The sequence below is a fragment of the Bacillus sp. FSL K6-3154 genome, from assembly GCF_040869395.1.
Lineage (GTDB): Bacteria > Bacillota > Bacilli > Bacillales > Bacillaceae > Bacillus > Bacillus safensis.
Map to the genome: position 1 here is coordinate 1,185,158 of NZ_CP152033.1, position 12,350 is coordinate 1,197,507.

Genomic DNA, 12,350 nt, shown 5'->3' on the forward strand with positions numbered 1-12,350 from the left:
ATCTCCTTACTTTTAAAGAAAATCGACAAATTTATCCCTAAATTTCATATGAAGTAATGAACCGATTGTTAAGAGAAGTAAAGTAATCAACCAAAAATAAAGCGTATACTTCAAATCATTGTAGAACCATTCTCCTCTAAGAAAACTTTTCCTAAACCCTTCAATAATATAATATAGAGGGTTTAGCTTTAACGTAGTCGCAATCCATTCATACTTCCCGGTGAACTTATCTCCAATATCCCATAAAATAGGCAGCAAAAACATTAGAAGTCTTGTCAAGGATTGCAGCAAGTTTTGGTAATCACGAACAAGGACACTAATAGTTGAATTAAACAGGCTGAAAGCAAACATAAACGTTATCAAACAAATAAAATAATATATATATTGAATCCAATGAACATCGGGATATATTCCATGAGAAATGAGCATGATTACATAGATACCCATCATTAAAAAATAGCTAAATAAATTTGATGTTATAACAACAGAGGGCAGTGCACTAATTGGAAAATTCATTTTCGATACTAAATTTATACGCTTAAAAACACTATTTGCACCCTCTGTAATTGTCGAACTAATGAAAAACCATGGAATTAACCCCGCTAGCATCCATATAAGAAAAGGTATACTTACATGAGAACCATCTGCCATTTCTGCAGTTCTTCCAGATCCTCTAAGACCTAAACCAAACACAAACCAATAAGCCATGATTTGAATTAATGGATTCAACAATTGCCAAAAAACACCTAAATAATTAAGCTGATATTTAGACTTTGTTTCATAAATAGCCAGTCTAAAAATTAAAGTGGTTGAATTGAACTGCTCTTTAAGAATTTTAAACATTGCATTCATAATAATCGTCCTTAAATTTAATTATTGGCATAATCTATTTCAAAACACTGCTCTTAATTGTAACAGATTACATTAATTTTTTCATCTTAAATCAAATATCCTAGAATCATCAACTGTAAATATAAATTGAATGCTACTTAAAGAATTGTAATTGGCTATTAAAACAAAAAAGCTTATAGACAGTATCTACAAGCTCAAAATTTTCACAGCATATTGCTTAAATTAATACATTCTCTTTTGGGATGGCTGTATATAAATTGCCCAAATTGATATAATCAAATTCACTTGAACGATTCTTCACTACATTTTTAGTATCCAGCACTTGTTTATTAGACATTTTTGAAAGCTTGTCCCAATCTAATTCAACAAACTCGTCATGATCAGATAATATTAAGATTAAATCTGCATCTTCAGTAGCCTCTTCAATATCATACATGACAAAATCTTTTTCAACATGAGGGTCATAAGCTCTAACTTGATATTTTTTTTGTTGTTTAATTAGTTGTAATATTTCCATAGCCGGGCTTTCTCTAATGTCATCAACATTCCCTTTATATGTCAAACCAAAAATAGTGATGATTTTCCCATCAGACTTTTCCATAATTTTATTTACATTTTCAACAATATAATAAGGCATAGAAGTATTAATTGAGCGAGAAGTATCTATTAACCTAGCACTCTCAGGAGCTTTAGCTATAATAAAGTACGGATCTACTGCCAAACAATGACCACCAACACCTGGGCCAGGAGTATGTAAATTTACACGTGGGTGTTTATTGGCCATATCAATAACTTCTAATGCATTGATATCTAGCCCGTTACAGATTTTTGTTAATTCATTTGCAAGAGCTATATTCACGTCACGGAATGTATTTTCCATCAATTTTGACATTTCAGCAGTTTTCGCATTCGTCTTAATAATTTCTCCTTGAACAAAGGTACTGTATATTTTTGCGCCAGCTTCTGTACAAGCCGGGGTTACTCCACCCACGATTCGGTTATTATGAATCAATTCATGCATGATTTGTCCTGGTAAAACCCTTTCTGGACAATGGACTAAATAAATATCTTCCCCTACTGTTAAACCAGCTGCCTCTACTAAAGGTTTTACATGGTCATCCATGCTCCGAGGGGCTATGGTTGATTCGACAATAAGCACGTCTCCCTTTTTCAAGAATGGAATAGTATTTCTTACAGCACTCAATACGTAAGACAAATCACAAGATTTATATTCGTCATCATTATTAGGGGTTGGAACAGAAATGATAAATGCCTCTGCACTTTCAGGTGAAACGGACGCACGGAATTTACCAGAAGCAATTACATCTTCAAGAGCTTCTTGGAGACCTGGTTCCTCAATATGAATTTCCCCTTTATTTAATGATTCAATGACTGCTTCGTTAACATCTACACCTACTACTTCCACTCCATATTTTGCAAACATAATTGATGTAGGCAAACCAATATATCCTAATCCTACTGTACAAATTTTCATTTTGTATCCTCCAATTGGTTTATGACTAGTTCATTAGTATACTGTGTAACCTTGTTGCCAAACTGATCACGAACAAAAATTCTAACCTGATATACACCAGGTTCTTTTACATAATACGTAGTTGTTGATTTCGGACCATACATTATTTTTTCTATAACTTCTTTATTTTTGTATATATAATATGCAAAATTCAATTGATCCCCTGAAACATCACACATTATGTTGAGCAATGAATTTGAATAATTAATATTCGAGCTCTTAATCTCAGGAACCTTATACTCTATTCCTAACTGACTCACAATTGTCTCCATGAGATATTTAGGAAAGTGATCTTTTAAACCTTCATGATCTATGCCTTGCTCAATCTTTAAAGATACCTCAAACTTTCTTTCCTGAAGTGCCGCTACAAGAGGCTCAACATGATTTTTAAGATGATGATCCTTACTTCCAACCATGATTTTTATAAATGGGGAAACATCGGAAGGTTGCTGTATTACCTTGTAAAGAAGTTCGTCTAAATAAACTTGATCTGCCTTCTCAGCTCTTCCAGAGATATACGAAGCGATATTTGGATGTTTCGCTTGATTTATTAGAAAGTGTCCTAAGTTACTTTGAGGTGCCCCCGCTATAACATTGCCTACATAGTTTTTTAATCCAAAATATATAGCTGCATAACCACCTTTAGATGATCCAACCATTGTAATGTTTTCATTATAAATTTTAAGTTTTCTTTGAAAATATTGAATTAGAGAATTTACAGTTGTTTCTATTGAGAAATCTTTATTTCTTCCTAAGTAGTAGGCACCTTGATCTCCAAAATCATCTAAGATGAACAGTTTATTAACATGCAAGTTTTCTAACGTTCTAATATAGTTGTACCTAAACTTATTTTTTTCAGTAAGGCTTGAAAAGATAATAACTAATTTGTCTTTTAATTTTTCATTCTTGGCTTCCTGAAAGTAATACCGTACATTTCTCATACTGCTAAACTCAGCCTCTAAACAAAATGGAGGTACTGGAGTTTGGATTTTAAATTCACTAAGTCTGAAAATTGTTTCAAATTCACATGTATTTCCTTCGAACTCCACTTCCAAAACTGTAGAAGGAACTGCATTTTCCATTTTACTGAACATCCAGCCTTTCACCATAGGCTCTTTCTGACCAGCATACTTAGAAACTTTAAAAGGAACCTCAGCCACAAATTCTATTTCAGCTACTTTCTCACTGCCTCTAAAAAGTTCAACCATGTGATCTCTTAAATGAACATCTACTCCAATAGCTACATGCCACAAAAGTTTGTAATTATGTCTTTTTTCAGAAATAATAGTATCCTTTACTTGAATCACTTGATCCCTTTTCATAAACGACACATTTCTATTATGGGTTACATCTTCATATCGTTCATTAATTCCAGTTACTTCGGCATAATCATCTGCAATAACATAATCTTCAATAAACACCTTATCGTATTGACCATCCGTACGTACAAGACCCACTCCATCTACAATTAAGGTATTATGTGCGTATGAAGAATAAGCATATTGGGTTAGCGGATCTGAATAATTATACCCATTGGGTCCAGCCTCAGATATCAAATCTCCATTTGCATAAATAAATAACCCAAGATCATCGCTATGTTTATGATAATTACCATGATAAGCAGCATTAAATAAAACGTAAGTAGCTTTCTCTTTTTTCAACCAATTATCTCTAAATATAGCGTAACCTGACTCTTTGAATACCTTACACGAATCTTCCGGAGGGTTTCCATTTCTTCCTTTAGAAGATGAAAACAAGAATGACTCTCCTTGATATAAACCCATTAAGCCTGTTTCCTTTATTGGTTTACTTTCAGTATCTCCTAAAGGTGGCAGTGAGCTGTCTGGCTTTAGTATAAATGTTGCATATTCCTCAGTTTTTGAGAATATTTCATTCAAAGTATTACTAAGATTAAAATTAATATTCTTTATAAAATCAACGGTTTTCTTTAGGTTATTTGATACTACCAAATGATACGCAGGTGAATGCTCTTTGTGTACTCCTTCAGTAGTATAGACATGTTCAAAATAATTTAACAGCCTACTTAATGCCAGCTCTTTTTTTTCTTCATCATTTTTGTAATAACTATATTGCAACAACGCAATGTCTTGAAACATTCCATGATTGGTGTTCGTTGAATGGAAGCTTTCTTTAGCTAACAAGTTGCAAGTAAACTCCATTATTTCCATTAGCTTTTTTTGGTCAGAAGATTGGATATGAGGATGGCCCACTAGATAGAATCTTAAAATATACTGAAGTCTTAGAGCAGTAGTCTCATCATGAAACGCCATCTCCTTAGAATTCCCAGAATATTTGTTGGTGCTGCTCCAATCCAGAATGAATTCTAATCCTTTAATCAAATATTTTACATTGCCAGTACGTTCAAAGGCTTCAGTAAGACACCCTAATGGAGTAAATCCATGAAGCAATCTAAGGAAACTTCTTGACTCTTTTGCTGTCCAGTCCACCCCTTGAGAGTAATCACGTAAACCAAATGGCGGAATAGTATAAAGATTATTTTCTAAAATTGTATTAGCAGTAGAAATAGGGTCTTTATTTCTACTCTTGGGAAGAATGGATAAGAGCTTTTGCTCTCTTTCATTAAGAAAATCATTGTTTAGACTGTTCACGTATATCCCCCATTAAAGCAAATTAGCAATTAAGGACTCAATTTTATTATTAATAACTTGAACATCATAATTTTCTACAGGGAAAATCTTTCTAGAAGCTTGATTTTCAGTAGCTTTATTCCTAACAATATAATTTGCTGCTGTTTCTTTATCTTTAAAAATATAATCACTTGGATAAATTGTTTCAGAGCCTCTCCAATGTAAAACAACTGGAATACTACCAGTTGCCATCCCTTCCATAGGGGCAAGATGAAAGCTTTCAAAGTCACTGGTTGATAATACATATCCAATTTTACGGAACCATTCATCCATATCATCTCCGTGCTTTTCAAAAATAACATTTTTACCCCAAGGGGCTTGCTCTATTCTATCAAATAAATTTTCGAAATACTTCATTTCTTCTGGACGATTTTTCATCCACGGCAAATCGCTGGGAAGTTTGCTTTTTACATAAAGTTTGTAACGCTTATCAATACTCCAAAGGATTTCTAATATATCTACTGCCTTATCCAATCTTTTACGAGAAGGAAGTACTCCGCAAACACCTAAGGTGTAATTGAGTTCTTTAAGGTTTTCTTTCGGTTGATTTAATGCCTTCGTGTCAATCATGTTATAAATCATAGTCATCTTGTTTCTTGGAATCTTACAAGCTCTTGAGAACTCCTCAAAGATATATGGTGAGATTGCAATAAAACGATCAATGTTTTCAATATTAAATTGACTAGGATAATCTGTTTCTCGCTCTTGCAAATGCATTCTAACGACTAATTTCTGACCTTCTCTTTTATTTCGAGAATACCAAACAGCATTTCCTAATCCCCACTCACAAAAAACGATGTCTGCCCAATCTCTTAATTTTTTCGACCTTTCAGGATCATGATTATTATGACCCTTCCACTGATCAATTTCTACATCGTAAGAGGAATGATTTTCAAAGTGAGCTATTGTATGCTTTAAAAATTTCAAGTCATGACCAGCAAATACGATTTTGATTTTCCCCTTATAAAAGCTCCAAATCAGAGGTTTTAATCCTTCATATACTTCTTTAAAAGTATATTTTTCACATGCTTCATAAACTGCTTTTGCACTCTTTTTATAAAGTTTGCGATTATATAAGAGCTCAATTGTTGCTTCAACAAAATCTCCTAGGGTGTCCACAAACATTGGGTAATCTTTCCCCAATACCTCTTCATGAAGCTTTGTTCTTCTAAGTAGAATAGGCTTCCCCATTCTTCCGTATTCTAGCAACTTAGTAGACAACTCAACACTGTGGTCATTATCGATCAAGCTGCTTCTCCATGCAATCCCTATATCGGCTTGGTCGAGTAAATCTTGAACCTCACTCCTTGAGATTGCCCCTCTCCAGTTAACTCCATTTTGGTTTTCAAGCCTGGTTATAATTTCATCTTTTTTGTCTCTAAGAGCACCTTGAAACTTGTCTCCAGCTATATTTAAACTAATAGTAGAATCTAACTTTCTGATTTTTGAGAATGCATCAAGAATTTCTTCTGTATACCAATCTTCGGCAAATTTACCTGCATAAATTAATGAATTATTTTCATTTTTAAAAGATGGGGTACCTTTATAATTAGGAATCATAGGAGAAAGGAGTTTAAATTTCTCACCATTGACATTCAGTATGGATTTTAAAGTTTCTTTCATACTGTTCGTTTGAACAAACATATACGGATATACGTCATAGAAATCTCTTAATTGAGAAATTTCCGCATCACTAATCAACTCTCGATCGTGATTAAAATCAGTCACATAAGGTATAATCTTTTGAGTAAGGCTGCTTTGAGCAAGTTCATTGACAATATTTTTTCCTCTTACAATTATTAAATCGTAATGGTTGGTCGAATCCATTTCTTCAATAACTTCTCTCGCTTCTACTACATTCATTCTCTTTCGACTTTTAAATGTTCTATGAGAGAATACTTTGAACGTCTCAATCACATTAACTGTAGATAGCCCCTCTAGTGATTGTATAAGTTGAGTCTTAACAATAGGAGCCTTAAGAATGACATCTACTTTTATATTTACATCTGTACTAAAGACATTTGCCAGGGATGTCAGCCAAACTGCCGAACCATCCATTATGTTCAAGTCTACATCACCATATAAAAGAACCTTTAATTTCCTCATACTAACCACCTAAATTTCTATAGTATTCTCAATTTTTTCAGTTGAATTTGAAGAAGGATTTTTTACAAAGTTGAACTTATCAGAACTGAAAAGCCTATACCCCTGCTTGAAGTACGAGTACAAAGAGATATTGTTTTCAAAATCTGAAATAACTTTCACTAGTTCTACTCCTTTAAAGACCCGTCTATGAAGTAAAGAGTTATGGATATTCAAGTCGCTGACATACACATACTCTGCGCCCTGCCCTACTTCATGAATTTGGCCTTCATCACCGACAAAATGATTTGCTTTCCCTATGATTTCAGCTTGACTATATTCTGTTGCAATCAATAAATCTAGCAAATAATTTTCCCCATAAAAATGATTAGGTGAGAAATATGAGACATAGTCTGAATCAACAAGGTGCTCGATTCGGTCATAATGATCCATGTACGAGAGAACATAAGCAGTGACGTTAACATTATTAAATTGATTTAAGATATCAATATATCCATCGAACAAATCCAATAGCAGGATGAGTTTCCTATTTTCATAAGATTGTTTTCTGAACAGATTAATCACTTGATATGCTTCTTCCTTGGAGCGGACAACTGAAATAACTGCAACAGTCTTCTCTTCCTCTTCCAGATCAAATCCGAATTTTTCCAACATATAAGTAAGCCTATGTTTGTAGGTATGATTCAAGTGTACTTCCCTAATCCCTTCCATTGATTTGCTTCTATAGAAGGTTTCGTCTTTAAACACTGATTTCAAATGTTGCCTTAATGTCTCCTCATCTTCTGATATCATAACAATATCTTTAAAGATTCTTTTAATACCTTCTGAATAACTGCTTAATATAGGGGTCCCGCTGGCCAACCCCTCGAATACTCTCCTTGAAAACATGGTTGGTGAATTTTTGACACTATTGACATTTAACATTACCTTGTAGCCTTTATTAGCCTTTGCTATTTCATCATATTTCAAGCTCCCTTTAATACTTTGTTGAAACCTTTCAGGGAAACTAAAATCTCCTTCTTTTTTTTGATTTAAGGTATAGTTTCGATCATAGATGTCCAAACCGAATTCAGCAGCAATATCCAGGACTTTCTCCATGTCTCTCTTTCTATCTTCATGTCTGTTTGCATAATAAGAACCAGCAAAGCAAATCTTATCTATTCTATTCTCCTTTAATTGAATAGGGTTATGCAGTTTAGGCTCTGCTGAGAAAGGTAAAGCATACACTGTAGGTCTTCCAAGAACCTTTACGTATTCACTTATCATATTTTGATCAGTTGTAAATACATGATCAAAAAGTTGTGCTGAATGAATGAATTTTTCAAAGTGAATCGGGTCCTCCTTGTTCCAAAATGCAGTTGGAATCCCCCTTTTTTTACACCATTCAACTAGCGCAATAAGTTCGCTTTGGTCTTGATTATTATATTTTCCAACCATATACTCCCATGAACCAAAATTACCTTTCCATGCAGATTCAACGATGAGTACATCCGGCGGAGTTTGTGTCAATACCTCTTTCCAATTATCTTTTGTAAAGGGAATGAGCTTCACTTGTTCTTTAAAACAAGTCATGCTGAATTCATCAAAAATACATGCCACCTTAAATTCTTTAAGAGGTTTTGAAACATGGCGAGGAGTATGATGTTGGAATAAGTCCATTCTCGAAAAAGATGAGGCATCAAAATCAAGGTTTCTAGTAATTCTCATGCTTTCAACAACGATAAAACCTTCTCCTGAAATTTTTAAAGCGATTCTCAGATTCCTCGAGTTTTTTGATGTGATAAATTCTTTCAATTGATTAGGTCTCACTACTTCAGTACCTAGTTTCTTACTTTCATCATATTCAATCGCTATTAAATCAACACTGATATCTCCATATGTCTTGACCCTAAAATCAACACTGATTCTTTCCTCTGGATATATCCGTATTTCTTGTTGAGGAAGTATCTTGAAACTATTATTCTTCTCTTTAAATGAAAGATAAGTCTTCTCTTTTTGATTTGTTGCAATGATAAATTTTTCACCTTGATTAAATGTTTCAGCAGAAGAATCATTATTAGTAAACCAGAGACTCGCATTAACTAGCTCATCCTCTTCAACAACTTCTGGCTTCAGCTCTCTTTTTAACTGTGTTTCGAAGCTTTCGAGCTCCTTCTGTAGTTCTAATAATTTCATTTCCTTTTATACCCCTCTTCTCAACCGTTTACGTAAATTCCAATACTTTAACGTCAATTTACCTAATGTTGAATTTTGCAAAGCAGAGAGTTTGCGTTCGGTAACTTCTAATTGCTTTTCTACCCTGCGTAACTTAGAGAGTAACTGGTCTTTTTCTATACCATTAAAAACATCTATTTTGTCACGGGACAACGCTTCACTGTTTATCTCTTTCATGACAGCTATATATTGAAGCATCCTTTTCTTCAAACTAACTAACTCTCTTTCTAATTCGACACTTTTTGCTCTGTAGTCAATTTCATTTTTCAAGCAGTTTCTCCTCCTAATGATTCGTAGATGCGCGTGAAGTTTTCCTTTTCGTTTTCCCAGTTGTACTGATTGCTAGCTTCAGAAGCATTTTTACTAAATTCAGCAGTTTTCTCAGGGTGCTCAATCATATAATTTACTGCTTTAGCAATTTCCTCATGATCATGAGAATCAATACACATTCCTACGTTGTTACCTTCAACTACTTTCTTTATCTCTGGAAAATTACAAGCAACTACTGGTACTCCGCTCATTAGATACTCAAATAATTTATTTGAAGAAGCTGAATAATGATTAAAACAGACATTATTAAGAACTTGAAAACCTAAATATGCATTCTTTGTATATTTAGGGAGGTCTGCTAAAGGAACCTTTGGAAGGAACTTAACTTTATGAGAAAGATCCATTTCTTCAGTCAATTGAATAAGTTCATTTTTAATACGCCCATCTCCAATAAAAACCAAAATTCCTTCTGTAAAATATGGAGCAGCTTTCACTAAATTTTCTAAACCTCTGCCGGTTTGAATTCCTCCTTGATACAACAATATTTTTTCTTTTGCTGAAATTCCTAAAATTTTGTGTAAATTAACTTGATCTAATGATTTATTTTGAACAAACGGGTAGTTGTGAACTACCTTAGGGTAAAATCCATAAAGATTTTTATTATATTCTGCTCTTGTATGATTTTCTACAATCATTTGATCAACAAATCTTAAAAGAAAACTTTCCATCACTCCGTAGAATTTACTATCATATCCTGTACGACTAGTTTGAACTTCATGTGAATCATAGATTAGTTTTTTCTTATTTAGTCTAAACTTAGAGCATATAACTCCTTGCAGTAATGTATTCAAATCATTAGAATGATAAAAATCATATTTATTATTAAAACCCTTCAATATCATTCTGCATAAAATGCTTCCTCGAATAATTAAAGTTTTTATTTTTGTTTTTAATAAAAGTATTAAGAAAATTGTAACTATACTCGTGTATAACGGCTGGTAATATACGCTCAAAATCCAAATTAAAAAAATAAAAAATAAAAGATATTTTTTACTTTTCAACAATTTAATTATGGTCTGAAATAATACTAACCATTGTGGGAATCTCTTCACTCGATAAACATGAAACCCGTCATTCATTTCTTCATATCTCTTTAAATCTTTCATTGACGGATCATGTATACAAATTAAGTCTACAGTGTATCCTTTTTCTGACAATGCTGTGCATTCTCTCATTACTCTAGCATCATTTGTAAAGTGGTTCCAAACATACATACATATATTTTTTTTCATGACTAATTAACCTTTTTTATTATTTTTTTTATTAATTCATCTAATATCAGTATATTATTATCCCACAAAAAGTTTTTTTCAATAAACGTGCCACAATTACGTTTCATTGATTCAACTAGTTTAGGATTTTTATATAAATGAAGAATATGAGAAACCATTTCATTACTAGTTTTCGTACTTGCGATTAATCCAACTTCTTCTCGCTCAATTAACTCTTTTGAATAACCTGAGACCGATGCAACTACAGGTAACTTACAACTTAAATAGTCTATAATTCGCCCAGGGAGCACTGTCTCAAAGATAACCGAGTGATTAAGAGTTGCTATACCAACATCACATTGTGCCATTATTTCCAGGCATTCTTTTCTTGACATTGGTATAATGAATTCAACATGTTGAAATTTTTTTTCAGCTATAGATTTCTCAAGTTTTTGTTTATTAACCCCATAACCGATTATTATCACTTTAATATCATGATCTTTAAGTTTCTCTATAATATTCTCAAAGACGTTTATATCTTGGGCTAACCCTAAATTACCAGCAAAAACAACTGTAAATTGTTCTGTTGTTTTCTTATCATTGTTAGGTAACTCTTCTTTTCTTGCTGAATTTGGAATGAATGTTATTTTCTCTTTTTGATCCATCAAATGATTTTGGAATCCTTTGCTATTTATTACGATGTGATCAGATTTTTTATAAATATATTTTTCAACTCTTTTGAAAAACCAAATAATTAAAGAATGTTTAAAGACACCCACACCCTTTAATGAGTCTGGCCACAAATCCCTTATATCTAAAATCATTTTTGACTTATATTTGTGTTTTGCAATTACTCCCGAAAATGCGACAAATATTGGTGGAGTTGTAACATAAATTAGATCATATTTATTTTTATCTCTAAAAATAAATATGATCATTCTCGACATGATTTCTAGATAATAAATAAGTCTATTTATAAAACTAAATGCATATTTCTTATTTTTCACTGCAACTCTTATAATTCTCTTATCTTCACTATTTAATTCTTCCTCATCCCAAAACTTATCATTATGATAGAAGTCCTTTTCAGGATAACTTGGGTGAGTTGTTAAAACTCTAACATCATAACCTTTTCTCTGGAGCATTAAATATATATTTTTAAGCCTATTACCAGCACTACCAATTTCAGGATAAAAGTTTTGAGTGATAAGCAAAATTTTTTTGGACAAAATGATCCCCTTCACTTTCAATTGACGACAATTTTAGAAACAGATTCATATTTTAACAATTTCTCTATTATACATACAATTATAGGTTTTCACTTGTGTAAAAACAACAATTTTTTCAATACTTAAGCCTAATATTCTAACCAATTGCAAATAAAAATCGATAAAAATAATTCTTTTTTCTCGTAAACTTTGAATACAATTAAGAAAG

General features: G+C 32.6%; 8 protein-coding genes. All 8 read right to left on the reverse strand.

Annotation, left to right across the window (positions count from 1 at the left end):
• Window positions 1-12 precede the first annotated feature (12 nt).
• The 8 genes from MHH61_RS06355 to MHH61_RS06390 all read right to left on the reverse strand — a co-directional run bounded on the left by MHH61_RS06355 (window position 13) and on the right by MHH61_RS06390 (window position 12,142).
• Complete coding sequence (locus MHH61_RS06355; protein ID WP_039181868.1) at window positions 13-852, reverse strand: ABC transporter permease; 840 nt, start codon at window positions 850-852, stop codon at window positions 13-15.
• Window positions 853-1,069: 217 nt separating this feature from the next.
• A complete protein-coding gene (locus MHH61_RS06360; RefSeq protein ID WP_125585944.1) occupies window positions 1,070-2,347 on the reverse strand; it encodes a nucleotide sugar dehydrogenase in 1,278 nt (425 codons plus the stop codon).
• Window positions 2,344-5,016, reverse strand: a complete 2,673-nt coding sequence (locus tag MHH61_RS06365; RefSeq protein WP_125585941.1) for an alginate lyase family protein — start codon at window positions 5,014-5,016, stop codon at window positions 2,344-2,346. The genes MHH61_RS06360 and MHH61_RS06365 overlap by 4 nt, the downstream gene beginning before the upstream one ends.
• Window positions 5,017-5,028: 12 nt before the next feature.
• Window positions 5,029-7,161 (reverse strand): glycosyltransferase, encoded by a 2,133-nt coding sequence (locus tag MHH61_RS06370; protein ID WP_125585939.1) that lies wholly within the window; start codon window positions 7,159-7,161, stop codon window positions 5,029-5,031.
• Between the two features lie 9 nt (window positions 7,162-7,170).
• Window positions 7,171-9,333 carry a glycosyltransferase gene (locus MHH61_RS06375; RefSeq protein WP_125585937.1) on the reverse strand — a complete coding sequence of 721 codons (2,163 nt, stop codon included), beginning with the start codon at window positions 9,331-9,333 and terminating at the stop codon, window positions 7,171-7,173.
• A 6-nt stretch (window positions 9,334-9,339) separates the two neighbouring features.
• Window positions 9,340-9,642 carry a hypothetical protein gene (locus MHH61_RS06380; protein WP_125585935.1) on the reverse strand — a complete coding sequence of 101 codons (303 nt, stop codon included), beginning with the start codon at window positions 9,640-9,642 and terminating at the stop codon, window positions 9,340-9,342.
• Window positions 9,639-10,934 carry a glycosyltransferase gene (locus MHH61_RS06385; RefSeq protein WP_125585933.1) on the reverse strand — a complete coding sequence of 432 codons (1,296 nt, stop codon included), beginning with the start codon at window positions 10,932-10,934 and terminating at the stop codon, window positions 9,639-9,641. Before MHH61_RS06385 ends, MHH61_RS06380 begins: the two co-directional genes overlap by 4 nt.
• A 2-nt stretch (window positions 10,935-10,936) precedes the next feature.
• Complete coding sequence (locus tag MHH61_RS06390) at window positions 10,937-12,142, reverse strand: glycosyltransferase family 4 protein (protein ID WP_125585931.1); 1,206 nt, start codon at window positions 12,140-12,142, stop codon at window positions 10,937-10,939.
• Window positions 12,143-12,350 lie beyond the last annotated feature (208 nt).

Bases quoted from the DNA above. Each gene is read 5' to 3' on its own strand.
- MHH61_RS06355 (WP_039181868.1), bottom strand. From the start codon at position 852: ATGAATGCAATGTTTAAAATTCTTAAAGAGCAGTTCAATTCAACCACT.
- MHH61_RS06360 (WP_125585944.1), bottom strand. From the start codon at position 2,347: ATGAAAATTTGTACAGTAGGATTAGGATATATTGGTTTGCCTACATCA.
- MHH61_RS06370 (WP_125585939.1), bottom strand. From the start codon at position 7,161: ATGAGGAAATTAAAGGTTCTTTTATATGGTGATGTAGACTTGAACATA.
- MHH61_RS06375 (WP_125585937.1), bottom strand. From the start codon at position 9,333: ATGAAATTATTAGAACTACAGAAGGAGCTCGAAAGCTTCGAAACACAG.
- MHH61_RS06385 (WP_125585933.1), bottom strand. From the start codon at position 10,934: ATGAAAAAAAATATATGTATGTATGTTTGGAACCACTTTACAAATGAT.